We start from the raw sequence: 18,546 nt of genomic DNA, 5'->3' as shown, positions 1-18,546 counted from the left end.
TGCTCTTCCGTGAACCTTGCTCGCTTCATCAGTCCGTCCTCGTCAGGGCCGGACTCTAACTCCAACTGGAGGAAAAATTCAGGGGCAGGTCACCTCGTCGCAAAAATGATGAGCCGCGCCTGGAAACATTTCCATCGGCAGCGGAATCTCGGCATTTGGGTTGTGATAGACGTTCAGCCCTTCGATCCAGCTCTCTTCATACCCGGCCGAATTGACAATCACCCAAAAGTTCTTCGGTTTGAGCGCATCGGGATTGTGATCAAGCATCAGGCCTTCGCGTATGATAAGCACTTGTTTCGACCCGAATTTGCCGAGAACGCCCATGCGATTGAATTTGGCAATCGTTCCGCCATTGCTGGATATCACCGCACTCACATGCGCAGCTTCCGACAGCCGGAAGAAGCCCGAAGGGATTGGTTTCTTATCCCCCCATTGATGCGTTTCGATCCGAATCGGCGAGATCACCAATTTGCCTTGATCATTGAGCGCCCCAATATGCTCATAGCCGAACAGGTAGCGCTCCAACGCCGGCTGCGAATGGACCATAGACATCGGCGCCGAGAAGTCAGCAATCGCGAAAACGAACGGCTTTCCAGTTACGTGAGGCTGTTCCCAGTACTGCTTTCTTAGCTTGGAGAAGAGGGCGCTGCCGAACTTGATCGGCATATACTCCTTCACGTAAGGATCCAGATCTTCCGGTGTACTGATCGGCGGGGGCGGCATGATCTTCCCGTGCTTGACGGCTGGCCCGACCGTGACGGCCTCGACGTAAAGTTCGCCGAAGATCCCTCTACAGCAGAAGTCTGGCACCGCATGCGCACGCGACAGCGAAAAATTCGCTTCAATGAGCGTAGCGAACAGATAAAGCTCCCAAATCCGTTGGTCGAAGCCAGTGCTCTGGAACTGCTCTATGAAATTGCCATCGGCGTCTTCATACCAGCGCATCATTGGCTCGATGATCTGTCGCGCCGGCGAGTATCCTTCATTAGTTGTTAGTTGCACAAACGACGAATTGAGGCGACTTTCCTGGTGTAGGTGGGTAAAGAAATCGACTGGAGCTCCGTTCTCGTCCCACTGATGATGCGCCTCCGCCTTTGCCTGGGCAGCTATAACCATCCCCGCAAACAGTGCTTCAAGCGCCTCCTCCGCGGTCGCGCAAAACTTGGTGACATCGACACTCCGGAAGCGCAGCTTGCTGTCTCGAGCCAGCACGATGCCGCCGAAATCCTGATCCGCGATGTCAAGGGTCGCGATACCCAAGACGTCGCCGCTTTGGATCTCAAAGTATCCAAGCTCATCGAAAAACATGACTGTTCTCGGATCGCGCGCGTATCCGCCTAAGGCGTTGAAGCGGGTCTCTGAAATTGGCGTTATCGCGAAGTCGTCCATCGCCCCCTCGTTATTTCGCTTTGACCAGCACTGCCCTTTCCCACACATCTCGCGCGTGAGGGGATGAATTGGCAGGCGCGCCGCGCGATGGAACTTCAACAAGCGAAGCAGCACCGCGGCATGACGTGTGGCTACAGCTCGGCGGCCAAACGTGAGCAACAAGGCTACCGCAACCCGCAATGGCGCAAGAAGCGTGGCCAGATAGCCCGTGAACGGATCCATCTACTGCGACCAAGATATGTGAGGCCTAAAGCCCCAAGGTATTCTCCAGGCTTGAAAGAGGCAGTCAAATAATACTGCACAACATCATGAAGCTCTGGCGCGTGGACAGTCGTCCGCCGATCACATATTCCGCTGATCCTTTACCCGCACCGCCTTGCCCTGCGAGCGCGGGACTTCGCCAGGCGACTTCACCACCACCTTGCACGTCACGCCGATCAGCGACTTGATGTGGTGCGTCACTTCGGCCGCCTTTTTGGCGAGCGCGGCCTCATCGCGCGTGGCGTCCGGGGCGATCTCGACTTCCACCGTCATGGCGTCGAGCGCCTTCTCGCGGGTCAGCACGATCTGGTAGTGCGGCGCGATGCCGGGGAAGCCGATCAGTACCGATTCCACCTGCGACGGATAGACGTTGACGCCGCGGATGATCAGCATGTCGTCGTCGCGGCCGGTGACACGCATGATACGCAGGTGCGTGCGGCCGCAGGCGCAAGGCTCTGTGTTCAGGCTGGTGATGTCGCGGGTGCGATACCGGATCATCGGCAGCGCTTCCTTGGTCAGCGTGGTGATCACCAATTCGCCGATCGAGCCCATCGGCAGCACCTGAAGCGTTTCCGGATCGATGGTCTCGAACAGGAAGTGATCTTCCCAGCCGTGCAGGCCATTCTGCGCCACCGCGCATTCGCAGGCCACACCCGGCCCCATGATTTCCGACAGGCCATAAACATCGACCGCCTTGATGCCGAGCCGCGCTTCGAGATCGCGGCGCATCGCATCGCTCCACGGCTCGGCGCCGAACAGGCCGACCCGCAGCGGCGCATCGCGCAGGTCGACGCCCATCTGCTCGGCGACTTCCGCGATGTTCAGCGCGTAGGACGGCGTGCAGCACAGCACATTGGCGGCGAAGTCGACGATGAGCTGCACCTGCCGTTCGGTGCCGCCGCCGGAGGCCGGCACCACAGTGCAGCCGAGCCGCTCGGCGCCGTAATGGGCGCCGAGGCCGCCGGTGAACAGGCCATAGCCGTAGGCGTTGTGCACGATGTCGTCCGGCGACGCGCCAGCGCTGACCATCGACCGCGCCATCAGGTTCGCCCAGTTGTCCAGGTCGGTCTTGGTGTAACCGACCACGGTCGGCTTGCCGGTGGTGCCGGACGAGGCATGGATGCGCGGCATCTGATTGCGCGGCACCGCGAACATCCCGAACGGATAGTTGTCGCGCAGGTCGGTCTTCTTGGTGAAAGGAAACTTGGCGAGGTCGGCCAGCGAGGTCAGATCCGCAGGCTTGACGCCGGCCTGGTCGAAGCTGTTGCGATAATGCGGAACGTCGCGATACGCCCGCTCGACCATCTTGCGCAGCCGTTCGAACTGCAGCGCCGCGAGCTGCGGTCGCGGCATGGTCTCGATGGCGCGGTCGTGCATATAGACGATCTGTTCGCGCAATGCGGGCTGGGCGCTCATGGAAATATGTCCTTGTCAGTGTCCGACTGCTTCGTTCCCGGCTTGCGGGAGAGCCGAGAGACGCGTTTTCAAACCGGAATACAGAACGATGCGATGGCCGCGAGCGCAGCGAACTCCCTCGCCCCGCTGTTGCGGGGAGAGGGTTGGGGTGAGGGGCGACACGGGCAGGACGTCTCGGCCGCGTGGCAACGCCCCCTCACCCAGCTTGCATCTGGCGATGCAAGCTGACCTCTCCCCGCGCGCGGGGAGAGTTTCGCGCAGTGCCTGGTGACAGCTTGCGATCACAGTGCCGCCGCCGCGACGGCAGGCGCCTTGGCGAGCGCGGTGCCTGCGGCCAGCGCGTCCATGTTGAGATCGAGGAAGCCGCGCGGCGAGGATGCGCGCACCACATGCTCGACCGACTTGTGCTTGCAGATACCCGACAGCTCGACCAGCACGCCGAGCGCCACGATGTTGGTGACGCGCTCACTGCCGAGTTCGATCGCGGTGCGGCTAAGCGGCAACGGATAACGCTTGAACCGTCCGCCTTCCGGCAGTTCCGGGCACAGCCGGACATCGGAGATCACCAGCGCGCCGGCCTTGAGCTTCGGCCAGGACGGCTTGATGGCGATCTTGTCGAGCAGCACCAGATGGTCGAATTCGATCGGCAGCGGATAGTCGACCTCACTATGAGCGACGACGAGGTCGGCGTTACAGAAACCGCCGCGCGAGGTCGGCTCGTAGGTCTGCGACTGCGCGACGTGGCGGCCTTCCAGCGCCAGCGCGTCGGCGAGCAGCTTGGCGCTGAGCAATAGGCCCTGGCCGCCGGTGCCGCCGAAGCGCAGTTCGATACGGGATGTCGACATGGCTGATCTCCCCGTCACTTGCCGGCGCGTGCGGCGGCAGCGGCGCGAAGGGCCGCGCCGTATTCCGGCCGGTTGTTCTGGGCCAGAATGCCTGTCGGCAAATCGGTCGAACGGAACGGCTCATCGACGCTGTCGCGATACGCGCTCGGGCGGATCTCGCTCTTCTGCCGCAGCACCATCTCGGCCGAAGAGCCCATGTCGTTCTTGCGGCCGTAGACTTCGGTGCAGTCCGACACCACTTCGACGAAGGCAAAGCCCGGATGCTGCAGCCCGGCCTTGATCAGCTCTTTCAGCTTCGGCACATGCCGCGTCACTTCGCGCCCGACGAAACCGGCACCGGCGGCGGTCGCCAGCGCGCAGGCGTCGAAGTTCGGCTCTGAATTGCCGTGCGGCGTGGTGGTGGTGAGCCGGGTCTCCGACGTGGTCGGCGACACCTGGCCGCCGGTCATGCCGTAGATCTCGTTGTTGAGCATCAGGCAGGTGAGCTTGAGATTACGCCGGCAGGCATGAATCAGGTGATTGCCGCCGATCGCCAGGCAGTCGCCGTCGCCGGTGATCACCACGACGTGCAGATCCGGCCGCGCCAGCGCAAGACCGGTCGCATAGGCCAGCGGCCGGCCGTGCGTGGTGTGGAAGGTGTTGGCGTCGATATAAGCCGACAGCCGTCCGGCGCAGCCGATGCCGGACACCACCGCGAGCTTGTCGCGCTCGATGTTCAATTCATGGATCGCCCACAGCAGCGCGCGCAGCGCCATGCCGTGGCCGCAGCCCGGGCAGAGAAAGTGCGGCATCATCTCCTTGCGGAGATAATCGCGGACGTCGAAATGCGGCGCGTCGCGGAACATCTCAGACCTCCGAAGCAAGCTTGGTGGCGGCGGCAGCGATCTGTGCCGGCGTGATCGGCTCACCGCTGATCAGATGCAGGCCTTCGACACGGCGGTCGCGGAGCTGGCGTTCGATCTCGAGCCGCAGCTGGCCGATGTTGAGCTCCGGCACCAGGATCGCCTTGGCGTTTCGGGTCGCCTCGCGCAGCGCAACTTCCGGGAACGGCCACAGCGTGACCGGACGGAACAGCCCGACTTTCTTGCCGTCGGCGCGGCAGATATCGACGGCGCGGCGCGCGGCGCGCGCGCTGATGCCGATCGCGACGATCACCACCTCGGCGTCCTCGCAACGCACCGCCTCATAGCTATCGATCAGATCGCGATGGCGATCGAGCTTGGCATAAAGCCGGCCGAGATTGCGCGTCACGATCTCCGGGTCCTGGCTCGGAAAGCCGGTCTCGCTGTGCGTCAGGCCCGTGGTGTGGGTGCGATAGCCGTCGCCCGGCCGCGGCATCGGCGGAATCAGGTCGGCATCGGCCGCATAGGGCTTGTAAGTCTCGCGCGGGCCGCTCGCCCATTTGCGGGTGGCATGCACCGAGGTGCGGCCGCCAAGCGCGACAGTTTCCGACGATTGCGCGATCACCTGATCGTACAGCAGGATCACCGGCGTGCGGCACAGCTCGGCGAGATCGAAGGCGCGGATGGTCTCGTCGTAGATCTCGCGCGCCGATGCCGGCGCCAGCACAATCATCGGATAGTCGCCGTGGCTGCCGTAGCGGGTCTGGAAGATATCGGCCTGCGACGGCCGCGTCGGCATGCCGGTCGACGGACCGCCGCGCATCACGTTGACGATCACGCAGGGAATCTCGGCGCCGGCGGCGTAACCGATGTTCTCCTGCTTCAGCGAGAAGCCGGGACCGGAGGTCGCAGTCAGCGATTTGACGCCGCCCATCGAGGCACCGACCACCGCCGCCATCGCGGCGATCTCGTCTTCCATCTGGATGAACACGCCACCGGCGGCCGGCAGCATGGTCGACAGACGCTCGGCAATTTCGGACGACGGCGTGATCGGATAGCCGGCGAAGAATTTGCAGCCGGCGTCGATCGCGCCCTGCGCGCAGGCGGCGTTGCCGGACAGCAGCTTGGCGGCGGCAGCTTTGGGAAGGTGACGATCCGGCGCGTTCATTGCGCGGCCTCCATCGCGGGCGCTTCGGGATCGAGATGGACGCGGATCGCGAAGTCCGGGCACAGCCATTCGCACAGTCGGCAGCCGGTGCATTTCTCGGGCGCGACCAGGGTGGCGATGCGATCGGCGTTCAGCGTCAGACAGCGCTCCGGACACAGCTTGACGCAGATCTCGCAGCTCTTGCACCAGGTGTCGGTGATCTCGAGTCGCGGCTGATACAGCGTATGCGCCGGCGCCGCTGCAGGCGTGGCATCCGCGGGCGGCGGCTCGCTCTTGGCTTCCGCAATCCAGTTGCGGCCGAGCTCGAACGCGGCTGTGTTCACCGCGATGGTCTTCTTCGGCACGAACGCGGTGACGGTCTTCTCCCATTCCGGCAGGGCGAATTCGAGCACGGTCGACAGCGCGCCGAGCAGCACCACGTTGGCGGCACGCTCGTTGCCGAGCTCCTCGGCCATCTTGGTGGCGTCGATCGCGTAGGCTTCGGAGACGTAGGCCGCGACCTGCTCGGCGGTCTCGGTCGCGTAACGCATCGGCGCGCCGGGACGGCGGCTGCGGCAGGCGAACGGCGGAACGATCCGCTTGGTGTCGCTGATGAACACGCCGGTGTCGCGTTTCAGATGCGGCAGCCAGCGCAGCCCTTCGGCCCATTCCAGCGCGATCAGAACGTCGGCCTCGCCCTTGGCAATGGTAGGCGACCACACCCGCGGCCCGAACCGGACGTGGCTGAACACGGTGCCGCCGCGCTTGGCCATGCCGTGCACTTCGCTCTGCTTGACCTCGTAGCCGTGTGCCTGCGCCAGCGACGCCAGCACCTTGGACACCAGGATCACGCCTTGGCCGCCGACACCGACGATCAGCACGTTGGTGGGCTCCGCAAGCGCAGCGTTGAACGCCGTCGGCTCGCTGGTCGCATTCAATGCGACGACATTGCTCTGCTCGTTCATTGCGTCACCGCCGGGCTCGCGATCTTGATGCAGTCGATGGTGCAGACCTGCGCGCACAGCGTGCAGCCGATGCACAACGCCGGATCGATCTTGACCCGGTGCCGTCCCTCGAACCATTCGTCGCTCCAGGTCAGCGCCGGGCAGCCGAGATTCATGCAGGACTGGCAGGCGGTGCACTGGCTGGTGATGACTTCGAGCGGCGGGCCCTTGATCTTGATCGGATCGAGCACGCACGGCCGGTTCGAGATCAGAACGGCGACGCCACGATAGTTGATCGCCTCGCGCAGCGCCTGATGGGTGGCAGCGAGATCGTAGGAGTCGACCTTCTTCACCCATTTGACGCCGCACGCCTTGATCAGCGCCTCATAGTCGACCTGCGGGGCGGGCTCGCCGCGCAGCGTCTTGCCCGTGCCGGGATGCTCCTGGCCGCCGGTCATCGCCGTGATGTGGTTGTCGAGCAGCATCACCGCGATGTTGGCCTGGTTGTAGACCGCGTCGATCAGCGCCGGGATGCCTGCGTGCAGGAAGGTGGAGTCGCCGATGGTGGCGACCACCGGCTTGGTCTCGCCGGCCTTCGCCATGCCGATGGCGTTGCCGATCGATGAACCCATCGCCACGCAGGTGTCGATGCCGCGCAAGGGATCGAGCACCGCCAGCGTGTAGCAGCCGATGTCGCCGGCGACGCGAGCGCCGGAGGCGCGTACCGCCATGAAGCTCGACGTATGCGGGCAGCCGGCGCACAGCACCGGCGGCCGCACCACCGGCTCCGGCACCCAGGCGTTGTAGGACGGCGGCGCCGGCAACAACCCGGCCTGCACCAGACCTGCGCGCACCACTTCCGGCGAAAACTCGCCGGCGCGCGGAAACAGCCGCTTGCCCTCGACCTTGAAGCCGAGCGCCGCGATCTCCTTCTCGATGATCGGCTCCAATTCCTCGACCACCAGCACCCGCTCGAACGCACTGCAGAATTCCCGCAGCACCGCTTCGGACAACGGCCAGGAAGCTGCGAGCTTGAGCACAGGCGCGTGCGGCAGCACCTCGCGGACATACGGATAGCAGGTGCCGGCAGTGACGATTCCGAAGCTGTCGTCGCCGTGCTCCATCCGGGTGATCGGCGAGGTCGCGAAGTAGTCCTTGAGCTTGGCCTCGCGCTCCAGCACCGAGAGGTGGCGGGCGCGGGCATGCGCCGGGATCATCACGTTCTTCGACGGCTTCTCCAGGAAGCCGCGCGGCGGCGCCTCGACCCGCTCCTCGACCGTAACGGTGCTGCGGGTGTGCGACAGCCGGGTGGTGCTGCGCACGATCACCGGAGTGTCGAACTGCTCGGACAGATCGAAGGCGAGCTTGGTGAAGTCGTAGGCTTCCTGCGCGTCGGACGGCTCCAGCACCGGCACCGAAGCGAGCTGGCCGTAGATCCGGCTGTCCTGCTCGTTCTGCGACGAGTGAATGCCGGGGTCATCGCACACCACCAGCACCAGGCCGCCGTTGACGCCGATATAGGTCGCCGTCATGAACGCATCCGCGGCGACGTTGAGCCCGACATGCTTCATCGCGCACAGCGCGCGGGAGCCTGCGAACGACGCCCCCATCGCGACATCGAGCGCGACCTTTTCATTGGTCGACCACTGCGCGTGCAGGTCCTCACTCGGATAGGTCGCCAAACTCTCGAGAATCTCGGTGCTGGGAGTACCGGGATAAGCGGCGGCGACACGAACACCGGCTTCCCAGGCAGCTCGGGCGATCGCCTCGTTACCGGTCAACGGTCGATGCTGCTTCGCGTCACTCTTCAACGCTGTGGCGGCTTGCCAAGGTGTATGCATGAAGAGCTCCCCCAAGCGCACGCCACTGCGGCGATTAGAACTGCTGTAAAGAGGCTCTCTTTCCCAAATTTACCTTCGGTCGTATTTGCGCTAAGTCAACGGACCGCACAGTTATCGATCAGCGTGATCACTACGCGCGCAGCGTTTGCCGCCGCGGTTTTGTGCTGAGTCAATTCTGTGCAGTGCAGCGACGATTACTGCTACGCAAGAGCGGATCGTAACAGACATCGCGCGCGGGTAGTTGGACTTTAGACGAACAGTGAGGACGGCATGACGACGACGGCTCCGGACAACGTCCAGCCCACCCCGGCTCCGAGCAAACCGGCTCCGGAGCGCGGGCCGGACAAGCACGTCGAAGCGCGGATGGCCCGAATCGAAGCCGCGGTGCAGCGCATTCAGCTCGTCATCGTGATGGTGGTCGGCGTCGGCGCGATCCTGTGGTGTCTCGACTTCGCCTCCCAACTGATGCCGTTCCCGCCATCGGCGGCATGGTACTATGGCGGCCAGGCGGTCGCGGCCCTGATCGGCATGGGCATTGCTTATGCGGTGGCCAAGCTGATCGGCTACCCGCTGGAAGTGCTGAAGCGGGCGTAACCCGACGCGGGCCGGCCGGCGATTTGGCACTGCCCGGCCCGACGCAACGCTGCGTCATCGGCTCGTAAATCTGCTAGGGTACCGCGGGCGGTCATCGTCTTTGCCCGCGTGGGACATTATGAGCCGAGCTCTCGAGACACCGAAGGCCAAGCCGAGCACCGGCCCGGCCCACGACATCGTTCTGTCGCAAAACGCCGGCAGCGGCGAGGCATTCCGAACCATTGCGACAGAATTGTTACGCCTGATCGCAGCGCAACAGCCAAAGGTGCGGCGCCGCGATCCGACCGGCGTGCACCAGATGCGAATCGCACTGCGGCGAATGCGCGCCGCGATCTCGGTGTTCAGCGAGCTGATCGATGGCCGCGATACTCAGCGGATGAAGCGTGAATTGAAGTGGCTAGCGGGACGGCTGGCCCCAGCGCGCGATCTGCATTTGTTGGAAGTGAAAATCACAAGCGCACAGCTCGGCACCGGCTCGCCGGCCTTCCTGAAGCGGCTCGGCTCCGACCGCGGCGCAGCCTTCGCAAGCGCCAGCGCGACGGTCGAGCTCCAACGGTTCGATAAACTGCTGACCGATCTGCAGCGCTGGATCGAAGCCGGCGAATGGACCAAGGCAGCCGACGGCGCGGACCGCCCCTCTGCCGTCGCGTTCGCCGAGCAGGTGCTGACGCGCCGCGCGCACAAGCTGAACAAGCGGCTCGCCAAGCTGGAACAGCTCGACGACGAGGAGCGGCATCGGGTCCGGATCGCCGCCAAGAAGCTGAACTACGCGATCGGCTTCTTCGCGAGCCTGTTCGGCGGCAAGGCGGGAAAACGGCTGGAGCGCTTCAGGAAGCACCTGAAGAAGCTGCTCGACGCTCTCGGCGCACTCAACGACGTCGTCGTGCACCGCAAATTGGCCGGCAAATTCAACCGCGGAACCAAGTCGAAGCTCGATCCAGACGCGGCGCGGCAGCTCGCCGACCTTGATGACGCCGAAATCCGACAACAGATGAAGGCGGCCGCCAAGGCCGCCGCCAAGCTTGCAGAGGATCCGCTTTTCGGCGATTGACGGCGTTCGAGCCGCGCTGAAGGACACGATGCAGCCAGATCCCCACCCTCTCGTCGAGGCGGCGACCAGCACCTCGCGCTTCGCCGTGACGCGGCGCTGGCTGGCGCGGGTGTCCGAATGGTCGGCCAAGGCGACGTTCCGGATCAAACGCGGCACACCGGCGGTCACGATCGACGAACTCGGCAAGAGCTGGGAACTGACCGAAGCGCAGCGCGCCTTCCTGCTGCAGCTCGGCGAGACCAAGCCGGGTGCGACATTCATCGACGAGAAGGTCGCCAATATCAACCGCGCCGCGTTTCATCGCTCGGCCTTCATTCTGAACGCGGCGACGCATCTGATCTTCGTCGACCTTGCCGCTCAGCTCCTGCTGTCGCTGTGGGAATTGAAGGCCGTGCTGGTCGCGCTCAACCTGCTATTGGCACTGATCGCGCACATCCAGATGCGGGAGAATTATCGTGCGCTGCTCGCCGGGCCGCGGGCACTGCCGAAGAAGCGGCGGCTGTGGGGACTGCTGCGCAATCCACGCTACAACAAAGCGGTGAAGAAGAGCTCCAGGCCTTATGCGCGCAGCGCCTGGAAGGAGCAGACGCTGTACCGCACCGCTTATTTCGCCAACGCGGTGACCATCTTCCTCGGCTCGCAGTTCATCCTGCCGGCGGAACGGCTGATCTTCCCGTTCAGTTTCCTGTTCGGCAAGATCACCGGCCTGATCACCACGATCGTGGTGTTTTTCGATGGCTGGCGCGGCATCCGCGCCGGCGACGACGCCCGCCTCGCGCGCGAGCGCGAGGTCTCGGTGTATCGCAATCTCAAGATCTGAGGGTGCGATACACCGGCGCATCAATGATGCGACGCTTCGCTCTTGCCCCAGCTCAGGAATAGACCGATATCGCCCGGGATGCCGTCGGGGAAATCGACCACGCGCGCCTGCAGCACGAAGCCATGTGGCCGCAGTTCCGCCTTCCAGCGCAGATAGATATCGGCGGCCATGCCGCGCAGCGTCGACGGCCATTCCGGATCGGGCGCATTCACGGCGCGGCCATGGTCGGTGCACAGCTCGGCCGGAAACCGAAGCAGCATGCTCTCCTGCTCGCCCTTCTTGGCGGCGCTCCGTGCATTGCGCAGCAGCCGCTGCCAGGTCTCGTCCGATAGATGCGACGCCAACATTTCGCTGGCGAGCCGGTGATGCTTCTCGTCGGCGAGCTCCTTGGCGTGTTTGCGCTTCTCGTCCTCGTCGTGCTCGTGCTCGACGCCGAGTTCGCGGAACGCCGCGGCCGACAGATCGTCGGCCGCCGGATCGTGCGGCGGCACCGGCCGCGCAGCAGGCCGCGTCAGCGCTGCCAGCTTGTCGGACGGCGTCGGCCAGGCGTTGGGATCGTCGTGGACCGGGTCGCCTCCGGTATGGTTGAGCCCGGTCATGGTCTTGAGCAGGTCCGCCCGGCTGACGATGCCGACGATGCGGCCACCGCGCACCACCGGCACGCGCTTGATCCGCTTCTCGATCAGCAAATCGGCGATGTCGGCCAGCGCGGTTGATTCTTCGACCGTCACCACCGGACCGACCATGACGTCCTTGGCGGTGCGGGGATCCGATTTCAGGAAGCGGACATAATCGGGATGCACCGACTCGCCTTCCGACAAGATCTGCAGCCACCAATCATGACGCGCTTCGCGGTCGCTGTCGGCGCGCGGCATCAGGTCACCCTCGCTGACGATGCCGATCGGCGCCCCGGCCCTGTCGACCACCGGCACGGCGCTGATCCCGTGCTTCAGCAGGGTTTCGGCGATGGTGTGGACGGGCGTGGCGGGCTGCACCGTCACAATGGCGGTGGTCATCACGTCTGCTGCTTTCATGGGAGACTCGTCAGTGGTTTCGGCCTCGGCATGATACGCGGCCTGTATGGCGGTACGATACGCGCGGGACGCGGAACGGGATTGCCGCAGTGCAGCGGCTGGCTCGGATGACGTCAAGCCACCGCCACATTTCGTGATCGCGCTGCGGTCGATCGACGCAGAGCAGCACCCGCGCCGGGTCTTGGCCATTCGACTATCATACCGACAGCCGACGGAGCCGCCGACACCCCGACGTCATTCGTCAACCCTAACAAATGACAACGCTTTCGGTCGCGATGACGTCACCGCAAGGGTCGTGCTACATCTCGGCGATCGGCGCGCAAACGGTTTTGACATACCTCAACGCGCCGATGCTGATGCATGTTCATTTGATTTTCGACAATGCAGCTCGCGGCGGGCGAAACCTATACACCTCGCGCCGGCCTGCCATGAATGGAAAGACGTAACATGGAGTATTTCTCCGCGCTCGGTCCACTGCTGATACTCATGTTGTTCGGTGGTGGCTTCGTGATCGCCGCGTATCTGACGTTCGACGACATGCGCTCGCGCGGCGGCACGTTCGACGCTGCTGCCGTCACCGCCTCGATCCGCAACACCATCGAACGGGTCAAGGCGCTGCCGACCACGACGCTGATCATGGTCGGCGCGGTCGTGGCTGCGGCGCTGTTCGTCTATCTGGTGTCCGCGAGCGGCTACTATGCACGGCCGGCCGCCGAGGTGACCACGGCCACCGAGCCGGCGACCGAGGCAACCGCGCCCGCTGCTGCAGCCGCAACGGCCGCCCCCGAGCCTGCCGCCAAGGCAGCGCCGACCGCAGCTCCTGCCGCCTCGCCCGCCCCGGCGACCAAGACGCCCGCTGCCGCCGAGAAGCAGACCTCGATCGCAGCGCCGACCACGGTCGCTGCGGTCCGCAACGTCACCTCGACGAGCTGTGCCTCGGACGGATGCCCGGTGACCTGCGCCGCCAACGAGACGCTGACCTCGGCCTATTGCCTCAACGGCAGCGGCGCCAAGCTGGCCGACCAACTCACGGTCAAGGACGGCTCGGTGACGGCGAAGTGCAGCCCGAGCGCCAGCGGCATCAAGGTCGCCTGCGCCCGAAAGTGATCGGCCGCTGAGGCCCCGATCCGCATCGGGACGGCACCCCATCGATCGAGCCCGGCCGGCGCGCCGGGCTTTTTTATTGTTGGGCTGAGCGGAAGACCGCTGGAGCACCCGTCACCCGGCGCCCCAGCGCCGAGGCTCCTCGATTGTCTTCGCGCCGCACAAAACAAAGCGCCGCCCTGCTGGCGCAGGACGGCGCAATGGTCGGACCGGTCTGACCGGATCGCGACGGACGATCAGTCGTCCTTCTTGTCCATATTCCAGAACACCGGAGTCGCCGGGCCGTCGAGCACCCCGGTCAGCTCGGTACGCCACACCGTCGGGGTCTTGTACTGGCCGACGTGCAGATAAGTGACCTGGTCGTAGACTCGCTTCTGGATATCGGTGGCAATCTTCTTCTGGTCATCGGCCGAGGTGGCGCGAACGAACTTGTCGAGCAACGCCTCCATCTCGTCGTCCTTCGGCCAGCCGAACCAGCCGCCTGTCTTGCCCTTGCCGTTGAGCATGACGTTGGCGACCGGGTTCATCACGTCCGGCACCACCCAGTTGGTGAAGAACAGATTCCAGCCGCCTTCAGCCGGCGGCTTCTGACTGGCGCGGCGCGACACCACGGTCTGCCAGTCGGTTGCCTGCAGGTCGACCTTGAAGCCGGCCTCGCGAAGAAGCTGCGCCGCCACAATCGGCTGCGCCTTCAACGTGACGACGTCGCCGGGCGCCATCAGCACCACCGGCGTACCGTCATAGCCGGATGCCTCGAGCTCCTTCTTGGCTTCCGCCATGTCGTCGCCCTTGGTCACGGGCGCCGAATCGACGTCGGTGGCGAGCGGCGTGCCGCAGCCGAAGATCGCGCCGCAGATCTGGTAGTAATCGGGATTACCGACCAGCGCGTCGAGGATCGGCTTCTGGTTCATCGCCAGCAGCGCGGCGCGCCGCACCTTCGGATTGTCGAACGGCGGATACAGGAAGTTCATCCGGCCGATGGTGACGTAGCCGAGCTTGTTGAGGACGTCGACCTTGAGCTCCTTGTCCTGCAGCAACACCGGCAGGATGTCGAAGGACGGGTTCTCGACGAAGTCGATATCACCCGATTGCAGAGCGTTCACCGCGGTCTGCGCGTCCGGCATGGTGATCCACTCGACGCGATCGACCTTCACCACCTTGCCGCCAGAAGTCCAGCTCGGCGGCTCCTTGCGCGGCACGTAGTCGGTGTTCTTGACGTAAACCGCCTTGACGCCCGGCTGGAATTCAGACGCGACGAACTTGAACGGACCGGAGCCGATCTGCTCTGGGATAGCTTTGTCCGGCGGCGTCTCGGCGATCCGCTTCGGCATCATGAACGGTACGATCGACGACGGCTTGGCGATCGATTCCAGCACCAGCGCGTAGGGCTCCTTCAGCTTCAGCACGATGGTCTTGGCATCGGGCGCCTCGAGGCTGGCGGTGAACTGCATCAGCTTCTGGCCCATGCCGTCCTTCTTGCCCCAGCGCTGCAGCGAGGCGACGCAGTCCTCCGCGGTCACCGGCTTGCCGTCGTGCCATTTCAGGCCGTCGCGCAGAGTGAATGTGTAGGTCAGCTTGTCGTCGGAGACCTTGTAGTCAGCCATCTGCGGCTGGACTTTGAAACTGGAGTCCATCGCCAGCAGCGTGTCGTAAACCATGTAGCCGTGGTCGCGCGTGATGTACGCGGTGGTCAGGCCGGGGTCGATGATACGCAGATCGGAATGCATAACGGCCCGGATCGTCTTGGCGTCGACGGTCGCGGGCAGCGTCAGCGATGCTGCGAGCGCGAGTGCCGGCACGACGAATCTCGACGCGGCGACCGAGCGCATCCAACGCGATGGATGGAACATTCGTGTTCTCCTGACTTGAAACTGATCAATCACAGATGATTGCTTGTGCAGGGCGATGTGAATCCGGGCGCAGCACCACGCGATCAGCGCGTTACCGCATCCTGATAGTCGAGACTTGCACCAAGCATGCCAAGCGTCAATCATCAGGCGACGACACCGCATGCGCGACCTCGCGTAGTCACGAGCGAATCTTTCGCTTTACAAATGCGCCGGCAATCAGTCTCGTAAGCCACCTTCAACCGAGAGCGCGTAATGAATCCGGCCAATCTTCCCTTCGATTCCGATACGATGCTGCAAGGACTACGCGCGTGGGTTGAGTGCGAGAGTCCGACCTGGGACACCTCCGCGGTCGAGCGCATGCTCGATCTTGCAGCGCGGGACATGGCAATCATGGGCGCGACAATCGAGCGCATTGCCGGGCGCCAGGGTTTCGCCGGCTGCGTCCGCGCCCGGTTTCCGCATCCCAAGCAAGGCGAGCCGGGCATCCTGATCGCCGGCCATCTCGATACCGTGCACCCCGTCGGCACGATCGAGAAATTGGCGTTCCGCCGCGAAGGCAACAAGGCGTTCGGCCCGGGCATCTTCGACATGAAGGGCGGCAACTACCTGACGCTCGAAGCGATCCGCCAGCTCGCCCGCGCCTCGTTCACGACGCCGCTGCCGATCACCGTGCTGTTCACGCCGGATGAAGAGGTCGGTACGCCATCGACTAGAGACATCATCGAGGCCGAAGCCGCCCGCAACAAATACGTGCTGGTGCCGGAGCCGGGACGCCCGGACAACGGTGTCGTCACCGGCCGCTACGCGATTGCGCGCTTCAACCTCGAAGCGATCGGCAAGCCGAGCCACGCCGGCGCGACGCTGTCGTCGGGCCGTTCCGCGATACGGGAAATGGCCAAGCAGATCCTCGCGATCGACGCGATGACGGGCGAAGATTGTACCTTCAGCGTCGGCATCGTGCACGGCGGCCAATGGGTCAACTGCGTCGCCACCACCTGCACCGGCGAAGCGCTCAGCATGGCCAAGCGTCAGGCCGACCTGGACCGCGGCGTCGAGCGCATGCTGGCGCTGACCGGCTCCAGTAACGACGTCGCTTTCAAGGTGACGCGCGGCGTCACCCGCCCGGTGTGGGAGCCCGATGCCGGCACGATGGCGCTGTACGACAAGGCGCGCGCGGTCGCCGCCACGCTCGGCGTCAGCCTTCCGCACGGTAGTGCCGGCGGCGGCTCCGACGGCAACTTCACCGGCGCGATGGGCATTCCGACGCTGGACGGCCTCGGCGTGCGCGGCGCCGACGCCCACACGTTGAACGAGCATATCGAGATCGACAGCCTCGCCGAGCGCGGCCGGCTGATGGCAGGGTTACTCGCGACGCTCGACTGAACGCGGGCCTGTGTCCAGCGCTTCGCGCGAACTCGCAGCGCTGGCACGGGACTTGCTGAACTTCGAGGCCAGCTTTCGGCAGCCGCAGCGCAGGTGATCATGACGAACCGCATCTACGAGATAAGTTTCGCTAATCGTCGATCCAAATCCATGATGGAGCGCCGATGCTCGGCTATCTGATCCGCCGTGTGCTGGCGGCCATCCCGGTGATGGGCGTGGTCGCTCTGTTCGTCTTCCTGCTGCTTCGGCTGACGCCGGGCGATCCGGCCGCAATCATTGCCGGAGACAGCGCCACCCCTGAACAATTGATGCGCATCCGCGCCACGCTCGGACTCAACGAGCCGCTCTACGTGCAGTTCTTCACATGGGTCGGTCGGTTGCTGCACGGCGATCTCGGCGTGTCGCTGATTTCGCAGGTGCCGGTGCTGAAGATGATCGGCCAGCGCATCGAGCCGACCATCACGGTGGCGCTGGCGACCATCGTGGTGTCGGTCATCGTCGCGGTCCCGCTCGGCGTCGTCGCCGCCTGGAAACACGGCACCTGGATCGACCGCTGCGTGATGGGGCTGTCGGTGATCGGCTTCTCGGTTCCGGTGTTCGTGATCGGCTACGTCCTGATCCAGATCTTCGCGATCGAGCTGCGCTGGTTTCCGGTGCAGGGCTTCCGATCGCTGTCGCGGGGCTTCGGCCCGTTCTTCGAGCGGCTTGTGTTGCCGACGCTGACGCTGTCCTTCATCTACATCGCGCTGATCGCCCGAATGACGCGTGCCGCGATGCTCGATGTGCTCGGCGAGGACTATGTCCGCACCGCGCGCGCCAAGGGCATCACCGAAAGCCGGGTGCTGCTGCGTCATGCGCTGCGCAACGCCGCGGTGCCGGTGATCACCGTGATCGGCACCGGCTTCGCGCTGCTGATCTCCGGCGTCGTCGTCACCGAAAGCGTGTTCAATCTGCCCGGTATCGGCCGCCTCACCGTCGACGCGGTGCTGGCACGCGACTACCCGGTGATCCAGGGCATGATCCTGCTGACCTCGGGCATCTATGTCGGCGTCAATTTGCTGATCGATCTGGCCTACACGCTGCTCGATCCCCGTATCCGGTACTGAGGGCGCGCGCACGATGGCTATCGATACCATGCCCGAACCGACCCTTCCGGTGCCGCGGCCGATGCGCCCCCGCCTCGGCTTCCTGCTCTCGACCCCGATCATCGCCGCGGCGACGATCTGCCTGACGCTGATCGTGCTGATGGCGATCTTTGCGCCGTGGCTGGCGCCGCACGATCCGGTGAAGCTGGCGCCGGCGCTGCGGCTGAAACCGCCGAGCGCCGAGTTCCTGCTCGGCACCGACGCTTACGGCCGCGATCTGCTGTCGCGCATCCTCTATGGCGGCCGGGTGTCGCTGCTGATCGGCATCGGCTCGGCGATCTTCGCGATCGCGATCGGCCTCGTCATCGGCCTGGTCGCGGGCTTCTTCCGCTGGGTCGACGCGGTGATGATGCGGATCATGGACGGCCTGATGGCGATCCCCAGCATCCTGCTGGCGATCGCTGTGGTGTCACTGTCCGGCGCCAGCCTGACGACGGTGATGATCGCGATCACCATTCCGGAGATTCCGCGGGTGGCACGGCTGGTGCGCTCGGTGGTTCTGACCGCCCGCGAGGAGCCCTATGTCGAGGCGGCGATCTCGCTCGGCTCCAGCCTGCCGAAGATCATGTGGCGGCACCTGATGCCCAACACCGTGGCGCCGCTGATCGTGCAGGGCACCTACATCGCCGCCTCGGCTATCCTCACCGAAGCGATCCTGTCGTTTCTTGGCGCCGGCATCAGCCCGGAGACGCCGACCTGGGGCAACATCATGGCCGAAGGCCGCGCGGTGTTTCAGATCAAGCCGATGCTGATCTTCTGGCCCGGCCTGCTGCTGTCGATCGCGATCCTGTCGGTCAACCTGATCGGCGACGCCGCCCGCGACGCGCTCGACCCGCGGATGAAGCAGCGCGAGGGTTCGCGATGAAGAGGCAGCTCATCA

16 protein-coding genes are annotated in these 18,546 nt (G+C 64.6%); 7 read left to right on the top strand and 9 right to left on the bottom strand.

All coding sequences use genetic code 11. From position 1 onward, the window contains the following. Nucleotides 1-78 precede the first annotated feature (78 nt). From M9H71_RS23390 to iorA, 7 genes are all read right to left on the bottom strand, one after another. Nucleotides 79-1,611 (bottom strand): hypothetical protein, encoded by a 1,533-nt coding sequence (locus M9H71_RS23390; protein ID WP_455407260.1) that lies wholly within the window; start codon nucleotides 1,609-1,611, stop codon nucleotides 79-81. A 120-nt stretch (nucleotides 1,612-1,731) separates the two neighbouring features. Further along, a complete protein-coding gene (locus tag M9H71_RS23385; protein ID WP_455407259.1) occupies nucleotides 1,732-3,066 on the bottom strand; it encodes a phenylacetate--CoA ligase family protein in 1,335 nt (444 codons plus the stop codon). A gap of 281 nt (nucleotides 3,067-3,347) precedes the next feature. Then, on the bottom strand, nucleotides 3,348-3,911 hold the full coding sequence (locus tag M9H71_RS23380; RefSeq protein ID WP_455407258.1) for a 2-oxoacid:acceptor oxidoreductase family protein: 564 nt from the start codon (nucleotides 3,909-3,911) through the stop codon (nucleotides 3,348-3,350). A gap of 14 nt (nucleotides 3,912-3,925) precedes the next feature. Continuing rightward, the gene (locus M9H71_RS23375) at nucleotides 3,926-4,756 is read right to left on the bottom strand and encodes a thiamine pyrophosphate-dependent enzyme (protein ID WP_455407257.1); all 831 of its coding nucleotides are present in this window, start codon (nucleotides 4,754-4,756) and stop codon (nucleotides 3,926-3,928) included. A 1-nt stretch (nucleotide 4,757) separates the two neighbouring features. Next, the gene (locus M9H71_RS23370) at nucleotides 4,758-5,921 is read right to left on the bottom strand and encodes a 2-oxoacid:acceptor oxidoreductase subunit alpha (protein WP_455407256.1); all 1,164 of its coding nucleotides are present in this window, start codon (nucleotides 5,919-5,921) and stop codon (nucleotides 4,758-4,760) included. Further along, entirely contained in the window at nucleotides 5,918-6,865 is a 948-nt protein-coding gene (locus tag M9H71_RS23365; protein ID WP_455407255.1) for a 2-oxoacid:acceptor oxidoreductase family protein, read from the bottom strand. The genes M9H71_RS23370 and M9H71_RS23365 overlap by 4 nt, the downstream gene beginning before the upstream one ends. Further along, the gene (gene iorA, locus M9H71_RS23360; protein WP_455407254.1) at nucleotides 6,862-8,685 is read right to left on the bottom strand and encodes an indolepyruvate ferredoxin oxidoreductase subunit alpha; all 1,824 of its coding nucleotides are present in this window, start codon (nucleotides 8,683-8,685) and stop codon (nucleotides 6,862-6,864) included. Before iorA ends, M9H71_RS23365 begins: the two co-directional genes overlap by 4 nt. A 270-nt stretch (nucleotides 8,686-8,955) precedes the next feature. Here iorA and M9H71_RS23355 point away from each other — a divergent pair, with 270 nt between their 5' ends. From M9H71_RS23355 to M9H71_RS23345, 3 genes are all read left to right on the top strand, one after another. Further along, nucleotides 8,956-9,279, top strand: coding sequence for a hypothetical protein (locus M9H71_RS23355; RefSeq protein ID WP_455407253.1), 324 nt, complete (start codon nucleotides 8,956-8,958; stop codon nucleotides 9,277-9,279). A gap of 118 nt (nucleotides 9,280-9,397) precedes the next feature. Next, on the top strand, nucleotides 9,398-10,330 hold the full coding sequence (locus M9H71_RS23350; protein WP_455407252.1) for a CHAD domain-containing protein: 933 nt from the start codon (nucleotides 9,398-9,400) through the stop codon (nucleotides 10,328-10,330). A 28-nt stretch (nucleotides 10,331-10,358) separates the two neighbouring features. Then, the gene (locus tag M9H71_RS23345; protein ID WP_455407251.1) at nucleotides 10,359-11,150 is read left to right on the top strand and encodes a hypothetical protein; all 792 of its coding nucleotides are present in this window, start codon (nucleotides 10,359-10,361) and stop codon (nucleotides 11,148-11,150) included. Nucleotides 11,151-11,170: 20 nt separating this feature from the next. On the opposite strand, the gene M9H71_RS23340 is transcribed toward M9H71_RS23345, so the two are convergent. Next, entirely contained in the window at nucleotides 11,171-12,184 is a 1,014-nt protein-coding gene (locus tag M9H71_RS23340; protein ID WP_455407250.1) for a CBS domain-containing protein, read from the bottom strand. Between the two features lie 447 nt (nucleotides 12,185-12,631). On the opposite strand from M9H71_RS23340, the gene M9H71_RS23335 reads away from it, so the two are divergent. Next, the gene (locus M9H71_RS23335) at nucleotides 12,632-13,291 is read left to right on the top strand and encodes a hypothetical protein (RefSeq protein ID WP_455407249.1); all 660 of its coding nucleotides are present in this window, start codon (nucleotides 12,632-12,634) and stop codon (nucleotides 13,289-13,291) included. Nucleotides 13,292-13,524: 233 nt separating this feature from the next. On the opposite strand, the gene M9H71_RS23330 is transcribed toward M9H71_RS23335, so the two are convergent. Beyond that, nucleotides 13,525-15,138 (bottom strand): ABC transporter substrate-binding protein, encoded by a 1,614-nt coding sequence (locus M9H71_RS23330; protein ID WP_455407248.1) that lies wholly within the window; start codon nucleotides 15,136-15,138, stop codon nucleotides 13,525-13,527. A 252-nt stretch (nucleotides 15,139-15,390) separates the two neighbouring features. On the opposite strand from M9H71_RS23330, the gene M9H71_RS23325 reads away from it, so the two are divergent. From M9H71_RS23325 to M9H71_RS23315, 3 genes are all read left to right on the top strand, one after another. Further along, entirely contained in the window at nucleotides 15,391-16,521 is a 1,131-nt protein-coding gene (locus M9H71_RS23325) for a M20/M25/M40 family metallo-hydrolase (protein ID WP_455407247.1), read from the top strand. Between the two features lie 164 nt (nucleotides 16,522-16,685). After that, the gene (locus tag M9H71_RS23320; RefSeq protein WP_455407246.1) at nucleotides 16,686-17,627 is read left to right on the top strand and encodes an ABC transporter permease; all 942 of its coding nucleotides are present in this window, start codon (nucleotides 16,686-16,688) and stop codon (nucleotides 17,625-17,627) included. Between the two features lie 13 nt (nucleotides 17,628-17,640). Beyond that, the gene (locus M9H71_RS23315; protein ID WP_455407245.1) at nucleotides 17,641-18,531 is read left to right on the top strand and encodes an ABC transporter permease; all 891 of its coding nucleotides are present in this window, start codon (nucleotides 17,641-17,643) and stop codon (nucleotides 18,529-18,531) included. Nucleotides 18,532-18,546: the final 15 nt, after the last annotated feature.

It is taken from the genome of Rhodopseudomonas parapalustris, assembly GCF_053772255.1.
Note: the sequence above shows the minus strand (reverse complement) of the source record. Positions and strands in the feature narration are given on the sequence as shown.